Origin of the sequence: Brachybacterium sp. 107, assembly GCF_052379725.1 — a bacterium.
GTDB lineage: Bacteria > Actinomycetota > Actinomycetes > Actinomycetales > Dermabacteraceae > Brachybacterium.
Genome location: NZ_JBQSYW010000002.1, coordinates 76,877 through 100,495, shown reverse-complemented (window position 1 = coordinate 100,495; position 23,619 = coordinate 76,877). Strand labels below are relative to the sequence as shown.

Annotated in this window: 19 protein-coding genes; 8 read left to right on the top strand and 11 right to left on the bottom strand. The window is 70.3% G+C overall.

Features of this window, described 5'->3' with window-relative positions; genetic code table 11:
* The first annotated feature begins 109 nt into the window (after positions 1-109).
* The 5 genes from tal (at position 110) to ACT3UL_RS02905 (ending at position 7,411) form a co-directional block, all read left to right on the top strand.
* Complete coding sequence (tal, locus tag ACT3UL_RS02925) at positions 110-1,222, top strand: transaldolase (protein ID WP_444576629.1); 1,113 nt, start codon at positions 110-112, stop codon at positions 1,220-1,222.
* Positions 1,223-1,295: 73 nt separating this feature from the next.
* Positions 1,296-2,858, top strand: coding sequence for a glucose-6-phosphate dehydrogenase (zwf, locus tag ACT3UL_RS02920; RefSeq protein WP_444576628.1), 1,563 nt, complete (start codon positions 1,296-1,298; stop codon positions 2,856-2,858).
* Positions 2,855-4,570 (top strand): 6-phosphogluconolactonase, encoded by a 1,716-nt coding sequence (pgl, locus tag ACT3UL_RS02915; RefSeq protein WP_444576627.1) that lies wholly within the window; start codon positions 2,855-2,857, stop codon positions 4,568-4,570. The genes zwf and pgl overlap by 4 nt, the downstream gene beginning before the upstream one ends.
* 143 nt (positions 4,571-4,713) lie before the next feature.
* Complete coding sequence (locus ACT3UL_RS02910) at positions 4,714-5,901, top strand: ROK family protein (protein WP_444576626.1); 1,188 nt, start codon at positions 4,714-4,716, stop codon at positions 5,899-5,901.
* 79 nt (positions 5,902-5,980) lie between these two features.
* A complete protein-coding gene (locus ACT3UL_RS02905) occupies positions 5,981-7,411 on the top strand; it encodes a glycoside hydrolase family 16 protein (RefSeq protein WP_444576625.1) in 1,431 nt (476 codons plus the stop codon).
* 138 nt (positions 7,412-7,549) lie between these two features.
* Here the strand turns inward: ACT3UL_RS02905 and secG are convergent, their stop codons facing one another.
* The 9 genes from secG to uvrA all read right to left on the bottom strand — a co-directional run bounded on the left by secG (position 7,550) and on the right by uvrA (position 19,070).
* Complete coding sequence (gene secG, locus ACT3UL_RS02900; protein WP_193117338.1) at positions 7,550-7,792, bottom strand: preprotein translocase subunit SecG; 243 nt, start codon at positions 7,790-7,792, stop codon at positions 7,550-7,552.
* Between the two features lie 127 nt (positions 7,793-7,919).
* A complete protein-coding gene (gene tpiA, locus ACT3UL_RS02895; RefSeq protein WP_444576624.1) occupies positions 7,920-8,693 on the bottom strand; it encodes a triose-phosphate isomerase in 774 nt (257 codons plus the stop codon).
* Positions 8,690-9,892: a phosphoglycerate kinase gene (locus ACT3UL_RS02890; protein ID WP_444576623.1), complete on the bottom strand. Its 1,203-nt coding sequence runs from the start codon at positions 9,890-9,892 to the stop codon at positions 8,690-8,692. The genes tpiA and ACT3UL_RS02890 overlap by 4 nt, the downstream gene beginning before the upstream one ends.
* 157 nt (positions 9,893-10,049) lie before the next feature.
* Positions 10,050-11,054, bottom strand: a complete 1,005-nt coding sequence (gene gap, locus ACT3UL_RS02885) for a type I glyceraldehyde-3-phosphate dehydrogenase (protein ID WP_444576622.1) — start codon at positions 11,052-11,054, stop codon at positions 10,050-10,052.
* A gap of 148 nt (positions 11,055-11,202) precedes the next feature.
* Positions 11,203-12,201, bottom strand: a complete 999-nt coding sequence (whiA, locus tag ACT3UL_RS02880; protein WP_444576621.1) for a DNA-binding protein WhiA — start codon at positions 12,199-12,201, stop codon at positions 11,203-11,205.
* Positions 12,185-13,324, bottom strand: a complete 1,140-nt coding sequence (locus ACT3UL_RS02875) for a gluconeogenesis factor YvcK family protein (RefSeq protein ID WP_444576620.1) — start codon at positions 13,322-13,324, stop codon at positions 12,185-12,187. The genes whiA and ACT3UL_RS02875 overlap by 17 nt, the downstream gene beginning before the upstream one ends.
* Complete coding sequence (gene rapZ, locus ACT3UL_RS02870; RefSeq protein ID WP_444576619.1) at positions 13,321-14,217, bottom strand: RNase adapter RapZ; 897 nt, start codon at positions 14,215-14,217, stop codon at positions 13,321-13,323. Before rapZ ends, ACT3UL_RS02875 begins: the two co-directional genes overlap by 4 nt.
* 41 nt (positions 14,218-14,258) lie before the next feature.
* The gene (uvrC, locus tag ACT3UL_RS02865) at positions 14,259-16,199 is read right to left on the bottom strand and encodes an excinuclease ABC subunit UvrC (protein ID WP_444576618.1); all 1,941 of its coding nucleotides are present in this window, start codon (positions 16,197-16,199) and stop codon (positions 14,259-14,261) included.
* 9 nt (positions 16,200-16,208) lie between these two features.
* Positions 16,209-19,070 (bottom strand): excinuclease ABC subunit UvrA, encoded by a 2,862-nt coding sequence (gene uvrA, locus ACT3UL_RS02860; RefSeq protein ID WP_444576617.1) that lies wholly within the window; start codon positions 19,068-19,070, stop codon positions 16,209-16,211.
* Between the two features lie 72 nt (positions 19,071-19,142).
* Here uvrA and ACT3UL_RS02855 point away from each other — a divergent pair, with 72 nt between their 5' ends.
* Positions 19,143-19,832 carry an MBL fold metallo-hydrolase gene (locus ACT3UL_RS02855; protein ID WP_444576616.1) on the top strand — a complete coding sequence of 230 codons (690 nt, stop codon included), beginning with the start codon at positions 19,143-19,145 and terminating at the stop codon, positions 19,830-19,832.
* A complete protein-coding gene (locus ACT3UL_RS02850) occupies positions 19,829-21,571 on the top strand; it encodes a bifunctional 3'-5' exonuclease/DNA polymerase (RefSeq protein ID WP_444576615.1) in 1,743 nt (580 codons plus the stop codon). The genes ACT3UL_RS02855 and ACT3UL_RS02850 overlap by 4 nt, the downstream gene beginning before the upstream one ends.
* Before the next feature lie 126 nt (positions 21,572-21,697).
* Here ACT3UL_RS02850 and ACT3UL_RS02845 read toward each other — a convergent pair whose 3' ends face one another.
* Both ACT3UL_RS02845 and ACT3UL_RS02840 read right to left on the bottom strand, forming a co-directional pair.
* A complete protein-coding gene (locus ACT3UL_RS02845) occupies positions 21,698-22,261 on the bottom strand; it encodes a hypothetical protein (RefSeq protein ID WP_444576614.1) in 564 nt (187 codons plus the stop codon).
* Positions 22,262-22,490: 229 nt separating this feature from the next.
* A complete protein-coding gene (locus tag ACT3UL_RS02840; RefSeq protein WP_444576613.1) occupies positions 22,491-22,991 on the bottom strand; it encodes a GNAT family N-acetyltransferase in 501 nt (166 codons plus the stop codon).
* A 102-nt stretch (positions 22,992-23,093) separates the two neighbouring features.
* On the opposite strand from ACT3UL_RS02840, the gene ACT3UL_RS02835 reads away from it, so the two are divergent.
* The gene (locus tag ACT3UL_RS02835) at positions 23,094-23,609 is read left to right on the top strand and encodes a pyrimidine dimer DNA glycosylase/endonuclease V (protein WP_444576612.1); all 516 of its coding nucleotides are present in this window, start codon (positions 23,094-23,096) and stop codon (positions 23,607-23,609) included.
* Positions 23,610-23,619: the final 10 nt, after the last annotated feature.

Below are 23,619 nucleotides of genomic sequence, written 5' to 3'. Positions count from 1 at the left end.
ATCGCTCGTCGGTCCGTCCGCCACAGGTGGGAAGGGTGTCGTCCCGGATCTCGTTGAGCAGGACACCAGCAGTTCGACACAGGGCGCGCAGCGCCCGGAAGGAACGCACATGACTCAGAACCCCCGCACCCAGACCCTCTCCGATGCCGGCGTCTCCATCTGGCTCGACGACCTCTCGCGCCAGCGCATGGACTCCGGCAACCTGCAGGAGCTCATCGACACCCGCAACATCGTGGGCGTCACGACGAACCCGTCGATCTTCCAGGCGGCCATCTCCGGCCGCTCCGAGTACGACGCCGACATCACCCGCCTCGCCGGCGAGGGCAAGGACGTCGACGCGGTCGTCGAGACCGTCACGACCGATGACGTGCGCCATGCCGCGGACCTCTTCGCGGACGTGTACACGACCTCCCACGGCTTCGACGGCCGCGTGAGCATCGAGGTCGATCCCCGCCTCGCCCACGAGACCGAGAAGACCATCGCGCAGGCCAAGCACCTGCACGAGGTCGTCGGCCGCGAGAACGTCATGATCAAGATCCCTGCGACCGTCGAGGGCCTGCCGGCCATCACGGCCGCCATCGCCGAGGGCATCAGCGTCAACGTGACGCTCATCTTCTCGGTGGCCCGCTACGTCGAGGTCATCGACGCCTACCTCACCGGTCTCGAGCAGGCCGCCGAGGCCGGCAAGGACCTCTCGACGATCCACTCGGTCGCCTCCTTCTTCGTCTCCCGCGTCGACGCGGAGATCGACAAGCGCCTGGCCGATCTGGGCGAAGAGGCCGTGTCCCTGCAGGGCGCAGCCGGTGTGGCCAACGCGCAGGTGGCCTTCGGCAAGTACCTCGAGGCCTTCGGCTCGGAGCGCTTCTCGGCGCTGTCCGCGAAGGGCGCGAACGTGCAGCGGGCCCTGTGGGCGTCGACCGGCGTGAAGAACCCCGAGTACTCCGACACCCTCTACGTCGACAACCTCGTCGCCGATCCGAGCGTGAACACGATGCCCGAGAAGACCCTCGACGCCGCGGCCGACCACTCCGAGCCCGCCGCCTCGCTGAACGCCGAGATCGCCACCTCCGCCGAGGGCGTGCTCGAGCGCGTCGCCGGTGCAGGGGTGGACCTGGACGACGTCTTCGCGCTCCTGGAGCGCGAGGGTGTCGAGAAGTTCGAGAAGGCCTGGGAGGAGCTCCTCGCGACCGTGTCGGAGTCGATGGACACCGCCCGCGCCTGAGTTCCCCACGAGCACGGTCCTGCCCCTCGGGGCGGACCGTGCTCTTGCCGTCCGTGTCCGAGAAAGGACCATCGTGACCGATACATCCACTCCCTCTGCCGGGACCGACGCCGAGGATCGCCTCAACCCTCTGCGCGATCCCCGCGATCGCCGACTCCCCCTCATCGCCGGGCCCAGCTCCATGGTGATGTTCGGTGTCACCGGCGATCTCGCCCGGAAGAAGCTCCTCCCGGCGATCTACGACCTGACGCATCGCGGTCTGCTTCCCCCCAGCTTCGGTCTCGTCGGCTTCGGTCGTCGTGACTGGTCCGACGACGACTTCGCCGACTACGTGCGGAAGTCCGTCTCCGAGCACTCCCGGACCGGCTTCTCGGAGAGCGTGTTCGAGCAGCTGCGCGGCGGGCTCCGCTTCGTCACCGGCACCTTCGACGAGTCCGCCGCCTTCGAGAAGCTCACCGAGGTCGTCGGCGAGCTCGACCGCACCCGCGGCACGGGCGGCAACCACGCCTTCTACCTGTCGATCCCGCCGGATGCTTTCCCCAAGGTGTGCGGCCAGCTCGCCGAGTCCGGCCTCAACACCCCGCGGGACGGCTCCTGGCGCCGAGTCGTCATCGAGAAGCCCTTCGGTCACGACCTCGCCTCCGCCCGCGAGCTCAACGACGTCGTCGAGAAGGTCTTCCGCCCCGAGGACGTCTTCCGGATCGACCACTACCTCGGCAAGGAGACGGTGCAGAACATCCTCGCGCTGCGCTTCGCCAACCAGCTCTACGAGCCGGTGTGGAACGCCGGCTATGTCGATCACGTGCAGATCACCATGGCCGAGGACATCGGCATCGGCTCGCGCGCAGGCTATTACGACGGCATCGGCACGGCCCGCGACGTCATCCAGAACCACCTGCTGCAGCTGCTCGCCCTGACAGCGATGGAGGAGCCGGTCTCCTTCCGCGCCTCGGACCTCCGGGCGGAGAAGGAGAAGGTGCTCTCCGCGATCGAGCTGCCCGAGGACCTCGGGGAGCACACCGCCCGCGGTCAGTACGTGGGCGGCTGGCAGGGCGGCGAGGAGGTGCGTCCCTACATGGAGGAGGACGGCATCCCCGCCGATTCCACCACCGAGACGTTCGCGGCCATGCGCCTGGACATCGCGACGCGCCGCTGGGCGGGCGTCCCGTTCTACCTCCGCGCCGGCAAGCGCCTGGGTCGACGGGTCACCGAGATCGCCCTGGTGTTCAAGCGCGCACCGTTCCTGCCCTTCCGCTCCACCGACACCGCGGATCTCGGCCAGAACGCGATCGTCATCCGTGTCCAGCCCGACGAGGGCGTGACCATCCGCTTCGGCTCCAAGGTGCCCGGCACGCAGATGGAGGTGCGGGACGTGACCATGGACTTCGCCTATGGCATGAACTTCACCGAGGAGTCGCCGGAGGCCTACGAGCGCCTGATCCTGGACATGCTGCTCGGCGACCCGCCGCTGTTCCCCCGCCAGAAGGAGGTCGAGCTCTCCTGGAAGATCCTCGACCCCATCACCGACTACTGGGCCGAGCACATGAAGCCCGCCCCGTACCGCCCCGGCACCTGGGGCCCCGACACCGCGCACGAGATGCTCGCCCGTGACGGACGTACCTGGAGGCGACCGTGATCACCACCCTGACCGACACCACCGCATCGGCCATCGACAAGACGATGTTCGAGATGCGGGAGACCTTCGGTGCGAACACCATCGGCCGTGTCCTGACCCTCATCATCATCGCCACCGGCGACATCGAGGAGCCCCTGGGCGCCGCGATCAGCGCGAGCCATGAGCACCCTGCACGGGTCCTCGTGGTCCATGCCGATCCGGACGCCGAGACCTCCGGGCTGGATGCCGAGATCCGCGTGGGTCGCGACGCCGGAGCCGGCGAGATCATCATCCTGCGGGCCCGCGGAAACATCATGTCGTCCCTGGACACGCTGGTCATGGCGCTCCTGCTGCCCGACGCCCCGATCGTCACCTGGTGGCCGGAGTCCGCTCCGTCCTCACCGGTCCATGACGTGCTGGGGTCCATGTCGCAGCGGCGCATCACGGATTCCGCGGCCTGCTCCGGCCCCATCGCGACCCTGAAGCGCCTGCGCCGAGGGTACGCCCACGGCGACTCGGACCTGGCCTGGTCGCGCCTGACCCGCTGGCGCGGGCTGGTCGCGAGCGCCTACGAGGTGCCGCCGGTCTCGGTGCCCTCGAAGGTCGAGGTCGCCGGCTCCGAGACGAACCCGTCCGTCGTGCTCATGGCGGCCTGGCTCTCGCACAGCCTCGGCGTCGACGCACAGATCGTCGACCCGTCGGAGGATGCCCCCGACTACGCCGGAGTGCACGGTGTGCGACTGACCCGCGAGGACGGCACGATCGACCTCACGCGCGTGAGCGACGAGGCCATCGTGCTGACGCTGCCGACCGATGATTCCGGTCAGCACGTGACGATGCCGCGACGCACCCTGAACGAGCTGCTCGCCGAGGAGCTGCGTCGGCTGGATCCCGATGAGGTCTACGGCGAGGTCCTCGCCACCGCCTTCAGCGGGATCGACGACATGAGCACCTACGCGAGCGGGAAGCCGGACCCGACCGATTCGGTCAGCGCCGACGCGGAGGCCGTCGCGGCGGATGCCGCCGAGGCCACCGCGGCTCAGCTCGCCACGGCCCTCGAGGAGCGCTCCTCCGCGCACCTCGTGGTCACCGGCGGCACCGTCGGCACGGCGACCGCGAAGGCTCTGCCGTCCGCGCTCTCCGCCGCCGGCGTCGATGTCTCCCGCCTGCACATCTGGTGGGGGGACGAGCGCTTCGTCGACCCCGACTCGAGCGATCGCAACGAGGTCGGCGTGCGCGCCTGCCTGCTGGAGCCCCTCCAGGAGGCCGGACTGCCCGCGCGCAACATCCACGTCATGCCCTCGCCCGCCGACGGCATGTCCTTGGACGATGCTGCGGCCTGGTACGGACAGCAGCTCGACCTCTCGGGAGGCGACGAGCCCTTCCGCACCCGTGGACGGGCGTTCTTCGACGTGCTCCTGCTGGGCGTCGGACCTGACGGGCACATCGCCTCCCTGTTCCCGGAGCATCCGGATCAGCGGGCGGTCAGCGCGAGCGCCATCGCGGTGACGAACTCGCCGAAGCCGCCGCCGGAGCGGATCTCGCTCACCTGGCCGGTCCTGAACTCCGCCCGCCACGTGGCCCTGCTGGTCGCCGGCGAGGAGAAGGCCGAGGCCGTGGCGGCGGCCCACGGGGAGATCAACCCGTGGCCCGTGCCGGCCTCCGCCGTGCGCGGCCTGGAGTCGACGACCTGGTTCCTCGACACCGCGGCGGCCTCCCGGCTGGACGGCTGACCTGCTGGTCGCACGACTCGCTGGACGCCTGACCCGCTGACAGCCCGGACCGGCCGCCGCAGATCCTCGATCGGCGGCGGCCGGTCCGTCGTCGCGGCGGGGGAAGGGTCCCGATCCCAGCCACGATCTGGGAGGATCGGACCATGCTGGCCACCACTCCCTCCCGGATCACCGCCTCCCTGATCCAGGACGGGCCGGCGCACCGGGCGGATCTCGCACGCAAGCTCTCCGTCTCCCGCACCGCCGTGACGAACGCGGTCGATCTCCTCCTGGACAGCGGACTGGTCGTGACGCTCCGACGGAGCGCCGAGGGCGCCGTCCTCAAGGACCGTGTGTGCCTGAGCCCGCAGTTCGGACTGATCGGGACCGTCATCGTCGACTTCACCGAGACCATCATCGGGATCGGCACCCTAGACGGGCGACTGCTCGCCTCACGCGTCCTCCCGGCCGACCCCCAGGCCCGCGGCGAGGAGAGGCTGCGCCGCGCGGCCACCGTGGTGCGCGAGCTGATCGAGGAGTCCGGCGACGGAGGAGAACTCGTGCACACCCAGCTCGCCGTCAACACCCAGGCCGATCGGCGCACCGGTGAGGTGCTGGGCGGGATCGCGTCGGCCTCCTGGTCCGGGACCAACCCCAAGGTGCTGCTCGAGGAGGATCTCGGCTGCCCGGTGCGTCTGGAGAACACCGTGCGCCTGCTCGCCCTGGCGGAGCAGCTGGAGCGGCCCGAGGTCAGCGACCTCGTCTACGTGCAGCTCAGCTACGGCGTCGCCATGGGCCTCGTGGTGGACGGCAGGATCCTCGGGGGCTCGCGCAGAGGAGCCGGCGAGCTCGGGCACACCAGCATCGATCTGGAGGGCCGTCCCTGTTCCTGCGCAGGTCGTGGCTGCCTCATGCAGTACGTGGGCCGCAGCGCCCTGATCGCCGACATCGAGGCGGTGCTCGGGGCGGGGACCGACGTCCCGGACCTGTTCAGCGCCGTGCAGGAGGGTCATGCCGGATCCGTGGAGCTGCTGGGGACGTACGGCCGACGGATCGGCGAGGCCCTGGTAGCGGTGTGCAATCTGCTGGAGCCGACGACACTGGTGATCGGCGGGATGCTCTCTCCGGCGGGCGAGCCGTTCCTCGACGCGGTGCGTCGGGCGCTGACGGACCGAGCCCTCCCCCTCGCGGTGGACGACCTGCGGGTCGAGAACGCGACGGGCTCCCGCCGCTCCGCCACGGTGCTCGACGCCGGGCTGCTCTGCCTGCGGCAGGACGCCTCCGTCCGCGCGACGGTGATCTCCCGCAGCCTCGACACGTTCCGTACCCGGCGCTTCCCGCAAGTGTCATGAACATTGACACCTGATCGTCACCTCCGTACCTCGGGCGGACCCCTCACGGGTCCCCGTACCCCCACCCAGGACTTCGACGATGACGTCACCCGCACCGGCCCACGCTCGTTCACAGGCACAGGCACAGACCCATGCTCCGAGCCGCCGCACCGTTCTCGGCCTCGCCACCGCCGCGGCCGCGGCCACCGGTCTCGCCGCACCGCCGATGCTTCCCGCCGCGGCACGAGCCTCCTCAGGCCCCACCGATGACACGGGAGGTTCCGACTTCTCCCTGGTCCGGGAGGACGGTTTCGCCGGGTCGAGGCTGGATCCGCGCAGCTGGGAGCTCGAGCTCGGCAACATCCGCGGCAACGAGCAGCAGCACTACTCCTCGGCGTCGGAGAACATCCGGGTCCAGGACGGGAAGCTGGTCATCCAGGTCACCGACCGCCCCGAGGCCGACCAGTACCGCAACACCGAGCGGTGGGGCGACGCGGCGCGCGTGGTCACGTACAACTCCGGCAGCGCCCGCACGCACGCCGCGCGAGATTTCCTGTACAGGAAGATCGAGGTCCGGGCGAAGCTGCCGCGGGGCAAGGGCGCCTTCCCCGCCATCTGGACCCTCGGCCATGACTTCCCCCTGGACGGACGCATCGCGGCATCCCAGGGCTATGGCTGGCCTGCCACCGGCGAGATCGACATCGTCGAGATGATCGGCGCTCCCACCGCCGAGCGCGCCGCCGAGGGCGAGGTCGCGAAGGAGGGCACCAGCAACCGCGTCGTGCACGGCACACCGCACTTCTGGTACTCCCAGGGAGATGCCGACGGCGACGGGAGCTACTCCCCCACCGGCCTCGGCGGAACCACCACCGCCGCCGCCGATCTGGCGGATGTCTTCCACGTCTACGCCGTGAACCGTACGCCGGCCAAGATCGAATGGCTGCTCGACGACGTCGTCTTCCATACGATGTCCTTCACCGCCGAGGACCCGGCCGACCAGGCCCGCCTGGATGCTGCGAAGGCCGGGCTCGATCGCCCCGCCTATCTGCAGCTGAACCTCGCCACCGGAGGCAACTGGGCCGGTGACGCCGGGGATCATCTCGCCGCGGACGGCGCGTCGATGATCGTGGATCACGTGCGCTTCTCGCAGACCCCCGCCCAGAAGGCCCAGGACGAGGCCTATCGCGCGGCGATGCCGACGCTGAGCGGGATCACGAGCCTGACCTCGACCGAGGGTGAGGCGACGGATCTCGTCGCCGATGTCACCGTCGACTCGTCGGCCCATGTCGTGCAGCTCTCGGTCAACGACTCCCCGCAGTTCGTGAACTCCGGGGCACCGGGCGGGCGCAATGAGGTCACGCTGAGGGTCGATGACGCAGACGACGCCGAGGCGATCGCCGCGCTGGCCCCCGGCGTCTACTCCCTCTACTACACGGCAGTGCCCACCGGCGCGGACCTCACCGGCGGGCAGCTGCCCACCGAGCTCACCCATCGCGCCCGCACCACCCTGACGGTCACAGCCCGCGTCTGAGCGGAGCAGACCCCCAGCTCCCGACCCCGATCACGCGCCGCGCCGCGCCGCGCCGCGGACAGCGAACGCTCGGGACAGCACGAAGGGCCGGTCACCTCACGGTGACCGGCCCTTCGCGGGAGTGTGAGGAGCGAGCGCTCAGAGGAAGCGTTCGACCACGCCGAGGCCGACGCAGGCCGCGCCCCACAGCACGGCGACCGTCACGGTCAGCCGGTTGAGGTTCCGCTCGGCCACGCCGGAGGCGCTGGCGGAGGAGGAGACGCCGCCCCCGAACATGTCGGACAGGCCGCCGCCGCGCCCCTTGTGCAGGAGCACGAACATGATGGCGAGCAGGCTGAGAACAGCCAGCGAGATCTGAAGGATGAGCTTCAGGAGGGGCAGATCCACGAGGGCGAGCACCTTCCACGAGGTCGGACGGACCGATCCAGCATACGGCACGGGCCGGACCCCGAGGAGGTCCGGCCCGCGTGGCGCGGCTCTCGCCGGGGCGGAGCCGCGCTCAGGGCTGTCAGCCCTGGAAGCCCACGATCTTCGCGAACTCCTCGGCCTTGAGCGAGGCACCGCCGACGAGGGCGCCGTCGACGTCGGCCTTGCCCATCAGCTCGACGACGTTCGAGGACTTCACGCTGCCGCCGTACAGGACGCGCACGGCATCGGCGACGACATCGCCGTGGAGCTCGCGCAGCGCCTCGCGGATGGCCTGGCAGACCTCCTGCGCATCGTCCGCGCTGGCGACCTCGCCGGTGCCGATGGCCCAGACGGGCTCATAGGCGATGACGACCTGCTTGGCCTGCTCGGCGTCCAGGCCCTCCAGGCCGCCCGTCAGCTGGGCCAGGGTGTACGCGACGTGGTTGCCGGCCTTGCGCTCCTCGAGCGGCTCGCCGACGCACAGGATCGGGGTGAGGCCCGCCGCGAGGGCGGCCTTCACCTTGGCGTTCGTGACCTGCTCGTCCTCGCCGTGGTACTGGCGACGCTCCGAGTGGCCCACCGCGACATAGGTCGCGCCGAGCGCCGCCAGCATGGAGCCGGAGACCTCACCGGTGTAGGCACCGGACTCGAAGGCGGAGATGTCCTGCGCGCCATAGGCGATCGGCAGCTTGCCGGCGTCGACGGCGACCTGGACGGTGCGCAGGTCGACGAACGGGGGAAGCACGACGGTCTCGACCGCGTCGGTGTTGAAGCCCTTGAGCTGATCGCCCAGCTCCTCGACGAGGGCCAGGCCCTGCTTCCAGTCGAGGTTCATCTTCCAGTTGCCCGCCATCAGCGGGGTACGGGTGCTCACTTGGTGCCCTCCTCGAGGATCGAAATGCCCGGCAGGTCCTTGCCCTCGATGAGTTCGAGGCTCGCTCCACCGCCGGTGGAGATGTGCGAGTACGCGGATTCGTCGAATCCGAGGATGCGGACGGCTGCGGCGGAATCGCCACCGCCGACCACGGTGTAGCCGTCCGCCGTGCCGAGGACGTCGGCGACGGACTTGGTGCCCTCGGCGAAGGCCTCGAACTCGAACACGCCCATGGGCCCGTTCCAGAACACGGTCGCGGCGTCGGAGACCTTCTCGGCGAACAGCTTCGCGGTCTCCGGGCCGATGTCCATGCCCTCCTGGTCGGCCGGGATCTCGCTGGCCTTGACCACGGTGGCCGGGGCGTCGGCGGAGAACTCGGGCGCGACGACGGTGTCGACCGGCAGCACCAGCTCGACGCCGTTCTTCTCGGCCCGGTCCATGTACTCACGGACCACATCGAGCTTGCTCTCGTCAAGGAGCGACAGACCGACCTCGTAACCGAGCGCCTTCTGGAAGGTGTAGGCCATGCCGCCGCCGATGAGGATGCGGTCCGCCTTGCCCAGCAGCGAGTCGATGACCCCGAGCTTGTCGGCGATCTTCGCGCCGCCGAGGATCACGACGAACGGACGCTCGGGCGAGTCGGTGACCTTGCGCAGCGACTCGACCTCGCGCAGCACCAGCTCGCCGGCCGCCGAGGGCAGCAGCGAGGCGAGCTCGTAGACGGACGCCTGCTTGCGGTGCACGACGCCGAAGCCGTCGGAGACGAAAGCGTCGCCGAGGGCGGCGAGGGCCTGGGCGAACACGAGGCGCTCACCCTCCTGCTTCGCCGTCTCCCCCGGGTTGAAGCGGAGGTTCTCGAGCACGGCGACCTGGCCGTCCTGAAGCGCGGCGACGACCCCAAGGGCAGAATCGCCGATGGTGTCCGTCGCGAAGGCGACCTCCTGGCCCAGCAGCTCGCCGAGGCGACCCACGACGGGCTTGAGGGAGTACTTGTCCTCGGGGGCACCCTTCGGGCGACCGAGGTGGGAGATGACCACGACCCGGGCACCGGCCTCGACGAGGCGGGTGAGGGTGGGCAGAGCGGCGCGGATGCGGCCGTCGTCGGTGATCGTGGTGCCGTCCAGCGGGACGTTGAGATCGGCTCGGACGAGCACGCGCTTGCCGCGCAGCTCTCCGAGCGAATCGATGGTCTTCAGCACGATAGGTGCTCCTTCGGTTCGAGGCCGTGCGGCGCCGGGGCGCCGCGATGGCCGTGGGACGAGCGGAGCCCGCCGGAGGCCGACCCCTCGGGGTGGCGACCGGCGGGCTCCGGAGATGTCCTGGTCGTCCGGGGACGACTCGAGGATCAGAGGGAAGTCAGAGAGACTTGCCCACGAGCTGCGAGAGCTCGACGAGGCGGTTCGAGAAGCCCCACTCGTTGTCGTACCAGGAGAAGATCTTCACCAGGTTGCCGTTGACCTTGGTCAGCTGCGCGTCGAAGATCGAGCTGTGCGGGTCGCCCTCGATGTCCTTGGACACGATGGGATCCTCGGTGTAGCGCAGGATGCCCTTGAGGGGGCCCTCTGCTGCCTTCTTCACCGCGGCGTTGACCTCTTCGGCGGTGACCTCGCGGGACGCCTCGAAGGTCAGGTCGGTGATCGAGCCGGTCGGGACCGGCACGCGCAGCGAGTAGCCGTCGAGCCTGCCCTTGAGCTCCGGGAGCACCAGTGCGACGGCCTTGGCCGCGCCCGTGGTGGTCGGGATGATGTTCAGGGCGGCGGCGCGTGCACGACGCGGGTCGCTGTGGGGGCCATCCTGCAGCACCTGGTCGGAGGTGTAGGCGTGGATGGTCGTCATGAGGCCCTTGACGATCCCGAACTCGTCGTTCAGCACCTTGGCCACGGGAGCGAGGCTGTTGGTGGTGCAGGACGCGTTGGAGACGATGTGGTGCTTCTCCGGGTCGTAGTCGCCCTCGTTGACACCGATCACGAAGGTCGCGTCCTCGTTCTTCGCCGGAGCGGAGATGATGACCTTCTTGGCGCCGGCCTCGAGGTGGGCCTTGGCCTTCTCGGCGTCGGTGAAGATGCCGGTGGACTCGATGACGACGTCCGCGCCGATCTCGCCCCACGGGATGTTCTTGGGATCGCGCTCGGCGAACGCCTTGATCGTGGTCTCGCCGACGGTGATGGTGTCGTCGTCGAAGGAGACGTCGTACGGGAGCACGCCACCGATCGAGTCGTACTTGATGAGATTCGCGAGCGTGGCATTGCTCGTGAGGTCGTTGACCCCGACGATCTGGATGTCAGCCTTCTGCTCGAGCGCGGCGCGCAGGAAATTGCGGCCGATACGACCGAATCCGTTGATTCCGACCTTAATGGTCACGGTTCCTCCTAGATTCGCAGGGGATCTGCGAAATATGGACAGTGGCGCGCACGCCCTCGTACGCTCGGACGGCGCCGGCTGTGACCGACGACCGCGTCGATACTATCAATGTCACAGAGTGCTTCTGCAGGACGTTCATCCCCCGGGATCAGGAGACCGGATCAGGAGAGGGCGGAAGCTGCTCCTCGTTGACCCCGTCCTCGGTGCCCGGCATTCCCAGATCGTCAGCCTTCTTGTCCGCCATGGCGAGCAGCCGACGGATCCGTCCGGCGACCGCATCCTTCGTGAGCTGCGGGTCCGCGAGGCGTCCGAGCTCCTCGAGGCTGGCCTGGCGATGCTCGAGGCGCAGCTGGCCGGCGGCCTGCAGGTGCTCGGGCACGTCGTCGCCGAGGATCTCCAGCGCGCGCTGGACGCGCTGCCCGGCGGCCACGGCGGCTCGCGCGCTGCGTCGGAGGTTCGCGTCGTCGAAGTTCGCCAGCCGGTGCGCGGTCGCCTTCACCTCGCGCTTGGTGCGGCGGTCCTCCCACGTCACCACGGTCTGCTGGGCCCCCATACGGGTCAGGAGCGTCGAGATCGCGTCGCCGTCGCGCAGCACCACCCGGTCCGCGCCCCGTGCCTCACGGGCCTTGGAGGCGACTCCGAGGCGGCGGGCTGCGCCGACCATGGCCAGAGCGACCTCCGGTCCGGGGCAGGACAGCTCGAGGGCAGAGGACCTGCCGGGCTCGGTGAGCGTTCCCCGGGCGAGGAAGGCTCCGCGCCAGGCGGCCTCCGCGTCGACCGCGGCGCCGCCGACCACGAACGGGGGCATGCCGCGCACGGGCCGGCCCCGGGCGTCGAGCAACCCGGTCTGCCGCGCGAGCATCCCGCCCTCCCGGTCCACCCGCACGATGTAGCGCGTGGTGCGACGGATTCCCGACGGGGCGAGCACCGCGAGATCGGCGCGATGGCCGTACATGTCGCCGATGATCGCGTGCAGGCGGCGGGCGACGGCCGCGGAATCCAGCTCCGCCTCGACCACGACCCGACCGGCGACCAGGTGCAGACCTCCGGCGAAGCGGAGCATCGCCGCGGCCTCCGCCTTGCGGGCGGAGGGCCGGGTCACCTCGAGGTGGCTCAGCTCCTCCTTGGCATCACCCGTCAGTGCCATGCAGGTCCTCCTCGTTCGATGGTGCGTCCGCCATCGTCGCACTGTACGGGGTGGCGCTGGCCGCGTCGCCCCGGGTGCTCGGATTCGGCTCGACATCACCGTAGGCGTCGTCGAAGAGATCACGATAGGCGGCGGCCAGGCGCACGGGGTCGTGGTGGGGCTGGCCGTCCCCGACGCTCACCTGGCGCAGCAGGGTGTGGATCCCCCGCGCTTCGGCGGCCTCGGAGAGCTCGAGCGCATCGTCGAGGGTGGTGGGGTCCGCCAGGAGAGCATCGAACCGGCAGTCCCCGGCCTGCTCGAGCAGGACCTCCAGCATGTCCAGGCTCGTCATCCCCTCGGCCTCCTGGGAGCCGACGGACAGGTTGGTGGTGATGCAGCGGCGGGCGGGGCTGGTGCGGATCGCCTCGGCGATCTCCGGGATCATCAGGTGCGGGAGCACCGAGGTGTACCAGGAGCCCGGCCCCACGATGATCCAGTCGGCACGTCCGATCGCCTCGAGCACGGCCTCGGGCACACGCGGCCGCGGCGGGTCCAGCCTCACCTGCTCGACCCGTCCCTCGGCGGTCGCGACCTGCCACTGTCCGGCGACGGTGCGCAGCTGACCGTCGGTGCCGCGCACGTCGGCCTCGATGTCGAGGGGCTCGAGCGCCATCGGGAGCACCCGGCCGCGTGCCCCGAGCAGCTCGGCCATCTGGTCCAGGCCCTCGATCGGGTCGCCGAGGATCTGCCACAGGGAGACGATCATGAGGTTGCCCAGCGCGTGGCCGTCGAGCTCGCCGTCGGTCGCGAAGCGGTGCTGGATCACGTCGCCCCAGATGGATCCCCAGTCGGAGTCCTCGCACAGCGCGGCCAGCGCCATCCTCAGGTCGCCGGGCGGCAGCACCGGCATCTCGGTGCGGATCCGGCCGGAGGAGCCGCCGTTGTCCGCCACGGTGACCACGGCGGTGATGTCGTCGGCCAGCAGACGCAGGGCACGCAGGTTCGCGGCGAGCCCGTGGCCGCCGCCCAGGGCGACCACGCGCAGGGGCCGCTGCGGGTCGCCGCGCCGGCCGCGACGGGCGCTGCCGGACCGATCGGCGGTGCGCAGGCGATGCCCGCCGGAGCGGGAGGCGATGGTGCTCATTCGCGCCCCAGATCACGGTGACGGATCCGTACCGCATGGCCGGAGCCGCGGAGTCGGTCGCCGATCCGCTCGGCGACCGCCACGGAGCGATGCTTGCCCCCGGTGCACCCGATGGCCAGGGTCGTGAAGTGCTTGTTCTCCGCGCTGTAGCCGCGCAGCACCGGCGTGATCATCTCGAGGTACTTGTCCACGAACTCGGCGGCGTTGGCATCGCCGAGCACAAAATCGGCGACCTCCTGATCCGTGCCGCGCTTGGGCTTCAGCTCGGGCACCCAGTACGGATTGGGGATGAAGCGCACATCGCTGACGTGATCGGCCTCGAGCGGGATCCCGTACTTGAACCCGAAGGACAGCATCGTCACGGTCAGCTGCTGCTCCTCGCTGGTCCCGAAGACGGCGCGCATCTTCATCGTCAGCTGGTGCACGTTCAGCGGGGAGGTGTCGACGACCAGGTCGGCCATCGCCCGGTAGGGAGCGAGCATCTCGCGCTCGCGACGGATCCCCTCGAGCACGCCCTCCTCACCCTGCAGCGGATGGGGACGGCGCACGGAGTCGAAGCGCCGCACGAGCGTGGACTCGTCGGCGGTGAGGAACAGCAGGCGCAGCCGGAGGTCCGCGCGCCGCAGCTCGGCGACCACATCGGCGAGCTCGGAGAAGAAGGGTCCGGAGCGGGGATCGACCACGACCGCGAAGCGGTTCTCCCGTCCCACGGCCGACGCACGGAGCTCGTAGAGGGTCCCGATCAGCTGGGGCGCGATGTTGTACACCACGTACCAGCCCATGTCCTCGAGGGCATGGGCGGCCGTCTCACGGCCGGCACCTGCGAGACCGGTGATGATCACGACGTCGCCCGTCGTGTCGGAGCGAGGGGTCAGCGGGGACTCGTCGTGCACGAGACGCTCCTTCCAGGGTCGCGGCGACGCGGACGGGCGGGTCAGCGGTCGAGGATCTCGCCCGTGGCCATGTCGACCGCGACGTCGAGCGATTCATCGCCCGGTGGAGTATCCGTCACGGCGTCCGTGTCGGTCGCCTGCTCGGATCGTAGCGCGACCATGATCTGCGCGGCCAACGCGGGCCCGACCCCGTCGACCTCCTGCAGCTCCTCCTCGCTCGCCTCGCGGATCGCGGAGACCGTCACGAAACGATCGAGCAGGGCGCGCCGACGCGCCGGGCCGAGCCCCGGGATGCCGTCCAGCGCGCTGGACTGCATCGCCCGGCCGCGCTTGGAGCGGTGGTACGTGATCGCGAAGCGATGCGCCTCGTCCCGCAGCCGCTGCACGAGGAAGAGCGCCTCGCTGGTGCGCGGCAGGATCACCGGGTACTCGTCACCGGGGAGCCAGATCTCCTCCAGGCGCTTCGCGATGCCGGCCAGGGCGATATCGGTGACCCCGAGATCGTCGAAGGCGCGCTGAGCGGCCGCCACCTGCGGCGCCCCGCCGTCGACGAGGATCAGGGAGGGCGGATACGCGAAGCGGCGCGACTCCTCCTCGGACTTCTCCGGCGGATCCAGGTGGTGCTTCAGACGCCTCGAGATGACGTCGTACATCGACGCGGTGTCATCGCGCGCCGCCTCGCCGCTGACCGAGTACCGGCGGTACTCGCTCTTCTTGGGCAGACCGTCCTCGAAGACGACCTGCGAGCCGACGACGTTGGTCCCGTGGGAGTGGGAGATGTCGTAGCACTCGATGCGCAGCGGCGGCTCCGCGAGATCGAGCGCCTCCCCCAGATCCTCGAGAGCCTTGGTGCGGGCGGTGATGTCGCCGGTGCGCTTGAGGCGGTGGAGCCGCAGGGCGTCGACGGCGTTGTCGGTGACGGTGGCCAGGAGGTCCTTCTTCTCCCCCCGCTGCGGGATGCGCAGGTCCACCTGCTTCCCGATCAGTGCGAGCACCTGGTCGACGTTGGTGGGCTGGATCGGGACCAGCACCTCCCGCGGCGCGGTGCCCTCGGTGTACAGCGTGGTCAGGGCGCGCTCGATGAGGTCCGGGGCGCTGGACTCGTCGAGGATCTCCGCGGTCCAGCCGCGCTGGCCGCGGATCCGGCCCCCACGCACGTGGAAGACCTGCACGGACGCCTCGAGCTCATCCTGCGCGAGGCCGATGAGGTCCGCGTCGGTGGCGTCGGAGAGCACCACCGAGTTCTTCTCCATGACCTTGTCCAGCGCCGCGAGGTCATCGCGCAGCCCGGCGGCGGTCTCGTAGTCCATGGCGGCGGCCGCGTCGCGCATCTGCTTCTCGATGCGCCGGGTGTAGGTCGCAGTGTTGCCGGCCATGAAGTCCGCGAACTGCTCCGCGAGGCGGCGATGCTCCTCCTGCGTGATGTCGCCGACGCACGGCGCGGAGCACTTTCCGATGAACCCCAGCAGGCACGGCCGGCCGGACCGCTCCGCCCGCCGGTACACGCCGGCGGTGCAGGAGCGGATCGGGAACACCCGCAGCATCAGGTCGAGCGTCTCGCGGATGGCGCCGACCTGCGGGTAGGGCCCGAAGGTGCGATCGCCCTTGGCGCGCGGCCGACGGGTGATGTGCACCCGCGGCACCTTCTCCCCCATCGTGAGAGCCAGGTAGGGATAGGACTTGTCGTCGCGGAACTTGACGTTGAACCGCGGGTCGAACTCCTTGATCCAGGTGTACTCGAGGGTGAGCGCCTCGACCTCGGTGCCCACGACGGTCCATTCCACGCTCGCCGCGGTGGTGACCATGCGCCGGGTGCGCTCGTGGAGCACCGAGAGGTCCTGGAAATAGTTCGAGAGCCGCTGGCGGAGGTTCTTCGCCTTGCCGACGTAGATGACGCGCCCGTGCTCGTCCCGGAAGCGGTACACCCCCGGGCGGACGGGGATGGTGCCCCGCTCGGGACGGTAGGTCGACGGATCAGCCATGGCTCGCGCTCACACGCCCCGGCCCGCGCGCCCGACCTCGAGCAGCGGGGCGAGGAACTGCCCCGTGTAGGACCCGGCCACGGCGGCGACCTGCTCCGGGGTGCCCTTGGCGACGATCTCGCCGCCGCCGGCGCCTCCCTCGGGGCCGAGATCGATGACATGGTCCGCCGTCTTGATGACGTCGAGGTTGTGCTCGATGACGAGCACGGTGTTGCCCTTGTCGACCAGGCCGCCGAGCACCTCGAGCAGCTTGCGCACGTCCTCGAAGTGGAGGCCGGTGGTGGGCTCGTCCAGCACGTAGATGCTGCGACCGTTGGAGCGCTTGTGCAGCTCGGAGGAGAGCTTCACCCGCTGCGCCTCGCCGCCCGAGAGCGTCGTCGCGGACTGCCCGAGCTTCACGTAGCCCAGGCCCACGTCCACGAGGGTCTGCATCTGACGACGGATCGGGGGGACCGCGTCGAAGAACTCGAGCGCCTCGGAGATCGACAGGTTCAGCACCTCGGCGACGTTCTTGTCCTTGAACTTGACCTCGAGCGTCTCGCGGTTGTAGCGCTGACCGTGGCAGACCTCGCACTGGACGTAGACGTCGGGCAGGAAGTTCATCTCGATCTTCAAGGTGCCGTCGCCCGAGCAGGCCTCGCAGCGGCCGCCCTTGACGTTGAAGGAGAAGCGCCCGGCGGTGTAACCGCGCACCTTCGCCTCATTGGTCTGGGCGAACAGGGTGCGCACGCGGTCCCACACGCCCGTGTAGGTCGCGGGGTTCGAGCGCGGTGTGCGCCCGATCGGCGACTGGTCGACGTGGACCACCTTGTCGAGATGCTCGAGGCCGGTGACGCGCTTGTGCCGGCCGGGGACGATCCGGGCCCGGTTGAGCTCCTTGGCGAGCACCGAGTAGAGGATGTCGTTGACCAGGGACGACTTGCCGGAGCCGGAGACTCCGGTGATGGCGGTCAGCACGCCCAGCGGGAAGCTGACGTCCTGTCCCTTGAGGTTGTTGGCGCGCGGGCCGATGACCTTGATCATGCGGTCCTTGTCGACCGGCCGCCGCGTGAGCGGGAGCGGGATCTCGAGGTCGCCGGAGAGGTAACGACCGGTCAGGCTCTCGGGGTTCTTCTTGAGGTCCTCGACGCTGCCGGAGTGGACCACCCTGCCGCCGTGCTCACCGGCCAGAGGACCGATGTCCACGACCCAGTCGGCGGCGTTGAGCGTGTCCTCGTCGTGCTCGACGACGATGAGGGTGTTGCCCAGGTCGCGGAGCCGGTTCAGGGTGATGATGAGGCGGGCGTTGTCACGCTGGTGCAGACCGATCGAAGGCTCGTCGAGCACGTACAGCACACCGACGAGTCCCGAGCCGATCTGGGTGGCCAGGCGGATGCGCTGGGCCTCGCCGCCGGAGAGGGTCGCGGCGGCGCGCTCGAGGCTGAGGTAGTCCAGGCCCACGTCGAGCAGGAAGCCCAGGCGCGAGCGGATCTCCCGCAGCACCTCGTCGGCGATCGCGGCCTCGCGCACGCCGAGCCGGAGCCCCTCGTGGAAGGTGAGCGCGTCGCGCAGCGACATCGCGCAGACCTCGGCGATGGAGCGGCCGCCCACGGTGACCGCGAGGACCTCGGGGCGCAGCCGCGCCCCCTTGCAGGCGGGGCAGGGAACCTCGCGCATGAACTGCTCGTAGCGCTCCTTGGCCCAGTCCGACTCGGTGTCCGAGTGACGGCGCTCGAGGAAGTGCATGATGCCCTCGAAGCCGGTCGAGTAGGTGCGCTCGCGGCCGAAGCGATTGCGGTACTTCACGTGGACCTTGTGGTCCTTGCCGTGCAGCAGCGCCTCGGTGGCGCGCTCCGGGAGGGCCCGCCAGGGCACGTCCATCGAGAAGCTGAGCTCCTCGGCGAGCGCCGCCATGACCTCCTGGTGGTGCTCGGAGGAGCCCATCGTCCAGGGGGCGATGGCGCCCTCCGCGAGGGTGAGGTCCTCGTCGGGGATCACGAGCTCGGGGTCGACCTCGAGGCGCATGCCGATGCCGGTGCACTCGGGGCAGGCGCCGTAGGGGGCGTTGAAGGAGAAGGTGCGCGGCTCGATGTCGTCGATCGCGAGGGGGTGGAGGTTGGGGCAGGCCCGCTTCTCGGAGAAGCGACGGGTGCGCTCCGCGTCCTCCTCCTCGAGGTCCACGTAGTCGACCAGGACCACGCCCTCGGCGAGGCGGAGCGAGGTCTCGACGGAGTCCGTGAGGCGGCGACGCGCGTCGGGCTTGGCCGCCAGACGGTCCACGACGACCTCGATGGTGTGCTTGAACTTCTTGTCGAGCGAGATCTCCTCGTCGAGCCGACGCGTCGTCCCGTCGATCCGCGCGCGGGCATACCCCTGGGAGCGCAGCGAGCTCAGCAGATCCGCGTGCTCGCCCTTGCGGCCCTGGACGACGGGTGCCAGCAGCTGGAAGCGGGTGCCCTCGCTCTGCTCGAGCAGCGTGTCCACGATCTGCTCCGCCGAAGAGGAGCTGACGGCCTCGCCGCACACCGGACAGTGCTGCACGCCGGTGCGGGAGAACAGCAGGCGCAGGTAGTCGTAGATCTCGGTGATCGTGCCGACGGTGGAGCGCGGGTTGCGGTTGGTCGACTTCTGGTCGATCGAGACCGCCGGGGACAGGCCTTCGATGAGGTCGACGGAGGGCTTGTCCATCTGGCCCAGGAACTGCCGGGCATAGGCGGACAGCGACTCCACGTACCGACGCTGACCTTCGGCGAAGATCGTGTCGAACGCCAGGGAGCTCTTGCCCGAGCCGGAGAGCCCGGAGAAGACCACCAGCCGGTTCCGGGGGATATCGATGTCGATGTTCTTGAGGTTGTGCTCGCGCGCACCGCGGACGACGAGGGATTCAGTCACCGGATCATCCTACGAGCGGGACACGACGTTCGAACAGCTGTTCGCCGGAGACGAACGCGACATACTGGGGCCATGGACGAGAGCGAATACACCGGACACGTCGAACCCCATGGTGAGAGCGGCGTACGCACGCTGAAGGGCCTCCAGATCCGCAAGGCGTCGGTGGGACCGATGGACAACAACGCCTATCTGCTGACCTGTCGGTCGACGGGGGCGCAGCTCCTGATCGACGCCGCGGCGGAGCCCGACCGCCTGCGACGCCTGGTCGCCGAGGGCGCGGAGCACAACTGGCTCGATCTCATCGTCACCACGCACAGCCATCACGATCACGTGGGCGCGCTCGAGGAGCTGGCCGCCGCCACCGGGGCCCGCACCGCCGCGGGGGCGGAGGACGCGAAGGAGATCGTCGCGAAGATCGACCTGCCGCTCACCCACGGCCAGGTGCTCGAGTTCGGTGAGCAGTCGGTGCGGATCATCGCCCTGCGGGGCCACACCCCGGGCTCGGTCGCCGTGCTGTGGAGCGGGGTCGACGACGCCGGGGACCCCAGCCACCACCTCTTCACCGGGGACTCCCTCTTCCCCGGAGGAGTGGGCAACACGGGTGATGATCCGCAGCGCTTCACCCAGCTGCTCGACGACGTCGAACAGCGGATCTTCGCGGAGCTCCCGGACTCCACCTGGGTCTACCCCGGCCATGGCGACGACACCACGCTCGGTGAGCAGCGTCCCGCGCTCCCCCAGTGGCGCGAGCGGGGCTGGTGAGCACGGAGCCGTCCCCCGTCTGGTGCGTCGTCGGCCGGGGCACCGGCGGGCGCACCGCCCTCGTCGACCTCGACGCGCAGGGAGAGCGGATGGGCTCCCGCGAGGTCGAGCCCGCGCAGCTGGCCGACGCCGTCTCCCGGTGCGAGGCCGAGCACTCCCCCCGCTGGGTCTGGAGCGATACACCCACCTGGTACGCCCGTCTCCTCGCCGCGGGAGTGACGGTCGCCCGCTGTCACGACCTGCGCCTGATCCACGTGATCCTGCGCCACTCGCAGCTGGTCCGCGACGCCGAGGAGATCCGTGATGCGACCGCATGGGACGCTCCCCTCGATCTCCCGCTCGAGGACCGCACGGTCGGAGCGACCCTCTTCGACCTGGATGCGTCGTCGGCCCGGCGCGGAGGGGTCCCGCACGATATCGACGCGGCGCTCGCGGAGCTGGCCCGGCAGCTCGCCGCGATCGACGCCGCCACGGCTGCTTCCCGACTGCGACTGCTGGTCGCCGCCGAATCCGCGGGAGGTCTGATCGCGGCCGAGCTGCATGCGGCCGGGATCCCCTGGGACGTCGCCGAGCACGACCGGATCCTCACCGAGTCCTTGGGGCCGCGTCCCGCACCCGGCCATCCGCCCTCGAAGATGGTCGCCTCCGCCGCCGAGGTGCGCGCCGCGCTGGGCGACCCTCAGCTGGCGCTGGACTCGCCGCCCCGCCTGCTGCGCGCTCTGCATCGGGCGGAGATCGACGTCGAGTCCACCTCGAAGTGGGAGCTGACGCGCTACGACCATCCCGCGATCGAGCCGCTGCTGCGCTACAAGAAGCAGTCGCGCCTGCTCACCGCGAACGGCTGGGCGTGGATCGACGAATGGGTGCACGAGGGCCGTTATCGACCGGTGTACGTGCCGGGCGGGGTGGTCACCGGGCGCTGGGCCAGCAGCGGCGGCGGGGCCCTGCAGATCCCCCGTCAGCTGCGGCCGGCGCTGCGGGCCGACGAGGGCTGGCGTCTGGTCAGCGCCGACGTGGCCCAGCTGGAGCCGCGAGCGCTCGCGGCGATGGCCGCCGACGCGGCGATGGCCACCGCCGGCGCCGGCAAGGACCTGTACTCCGGCATCGTCGAGGCGGGGATCGTCGCTTCTCGGCAGGAGGCGAAGGTGGGGGTCCTCGGCGCGCTGTACGGCGGCACCACCGGGGACAGCGGCCGCGTCGTGCCGCGGCTGCGGCAGAACTTCCCCGACGCGATGGCCCTCGTCGACGGGGCCGCCGCGACCGGCGAGCGCGGCGGGACCGTGTCGACCTGGCTGGGACGCTCCTCCCCCGCACCCGAGACCGCGTGGACACAGGCGCAGACCAGTGCCTACCTCCCCGATTCGGCGGCCGGTGAGCAGGAGCGCGCGAGGCGCTCTGCCCGGGATCGCGGACGCTTCACCCGCAACTTCGTCGTGCAGGGCACCGCAGCGGAATGGGCTCTGTCGTGGCTGGCGGCGCTGCGCCTGGCCCTGGCCCGTTTCGAGCCGGTGGCCCCCGCGGCCGCGGCGCACGCGTCGGGCCCGGTGTTCGCCCGCCGCGCACACCTCGCGTTCTTCCTCCACGACGAGGTGATCGTGCACGCCCCGGCCCACCAGGCCGACGCCGCAGCCACCGCGATCCGAGAGGCGGCCGATGCCGCTGGTCGCCTGCTGTTCCCCGGCAGCCCGGTCGACTTCCCGTTGGACCTCACGATCACCGAGCGCTCCCCCGCGAAGTGACGGGCCGCGTCCTTCGCAGAGCTGCCCCGTCCTCTCCGCGGACGGTTCGCAGGAATTCTGCGCCCCGGGGAACCCCGGGTGACCCCGCACTATCTGCAACGCCCGTGGGCCGCCCGATCCGGCCGATCAGCTGCCGACGTGCGTGGCGTGCTCGGTCTCGTCGGTGTCCGATGCCGTGATCGCGACGGTGATCAGCCCGGTGCCCAACCCCATGAGCAGTCGCGGCGCCGGGACGCCCCGGGAGCGCAGGGCATCCTCGATCCGATGGTCCATCCAGATCCCGGCGGCGCTCGCTCCCGCGATGAGAACGCCGAGGCCGAGGGACAGCACGAGCCGGAAGCTCTGCGAGGCGGGTTCCCCGTCCCCGTCCTCGTCCCCGCGAGTGGGTCCTGCCGGTTCCCCCACCCCAACCGTCTCCCTCACCCCAGCCGTCTCCCCCACCGTCGCGGCATCCTCCCCCTCGCCGGCACCCTCCGCCGCGAACGGGGCGGTGCCAGCAGCGCTGGCCGCAGGCTGGTCAGACGCCCCGTAGGCGACGTGGGTCAGGACCGCGGTCAGCGCACCGGGGATGACGCAATAGGCGATCCGGAGGGGGCGCGGCAACCGGTGGAGCGGGATGGTGCCCAGTGCCGCCGCCGCCACACCTCCGACGGCGAGGGGAAGGATCTGGGTCTGTCGTGGTGCGCGCATCGCTCGGGTCACTCCTGGGGTCGGTTCCGTGGGACGACGCCGTCGCGGTGCTGTCTTCTGCGAGGTGGTCCTCCGCGTCGGGATGTCTGCGCCATCCGCGCCGTCGTCATCCCACGCCGTCGTCATCGCTGTGATGATCGACGGTATCGAAGGGGACGGCGTCACGACCCCGACGATCGGCTGGATCTCCTCACCCACCGAAGGGGGCCCCCGGAGTGGATCGTCGCCCTCACAGCTCGCGGACGTACACCTGCATGGACACGGGTTCGCCCTGCTCGTTGCTGCTCGGCACCTCATGCGACATGGTGAATCCCGCCTTCTCCGCGACGCGCACGGAGGCGACGTTCTCGGCCTCGCAGCGGATCACGGCGCGCTCCCCCGCCCCTTGTGCGCTGAGCTGCGCGCACAGCAGGTTCACCGCGTGCGCCGTGATCCCGTGTCCTCGCATCCACGGGGCGAGGGCATAGGCGATGTTCACGTCTCCGGGGCCGACGCCGTCCTGCGGATCGGCGTCGTGGTCGATGGAACCGACGCAGCGCCCGTCGGCCCGGATCGTGAAGGCACGCTTGGTGCTGCCGGCGGCCGCGCGCTCCTCCAGGAGCCGGACGTAACGGCGCGTGCCGTCGACGGTGCTCCGGCCGCCGGAGAACCAGCGCACCGTCTCCTCGTCCTCCGCCGCGACCAGGGCCTCGGCGTCCTCGACCGACAGGGGCTGCACGGTGATCTCCATCCAGCGATCATGCGGTGTCACCGCGAGGCACGTCCATCGAATACTGGTCCGCGACGCCCGATCACCTCGTCAGCCAGATGACGCATGCCGCATGCTTGGTCCATGCGTCTGTGGTCCCTGCACCCCCGTCACCTCGATCGCCCCGGCCTGACCGGCTGCTGGCGGGAGTCGTTGCTCGCGCAGGCGGTGCTCGCCGGGCGGACGACGGGATACCGCTCGCACCCGCAGCTCGAGCGGTTCCGTGCCCAGGTCGATCCGCTCGCCGCGGTCGGGGTCTACCTCGAAGCACTCGCCGCGGAGGCCACCGAGCGGGGATATCGCTTCGACCGCACCCGCATCGACCGACGACCGGCCGACGGCGCACCTGGCGATGGGGTGCCTGACGACGTCGTATCTGGCGACGTCGACCCGACAGGGCTCGGCGAACAGCCCACCGTCGGACGCATCCCTGTGTCCGAGGGACAGATCGCGCTGGAGTGGGATCATCTGCTGCTGAAGCTGTCAGCGCGGGATCCCGAGCGATGGGCGCGGGAGTCCGCCCGGACGGGGCCCGAGCTGCATCCGCTGTTCGTGGAGGTGCCGGGTGATGTCGAGTCCTGGGAGCGCGCCGGCAGATGACGCGGCGCTG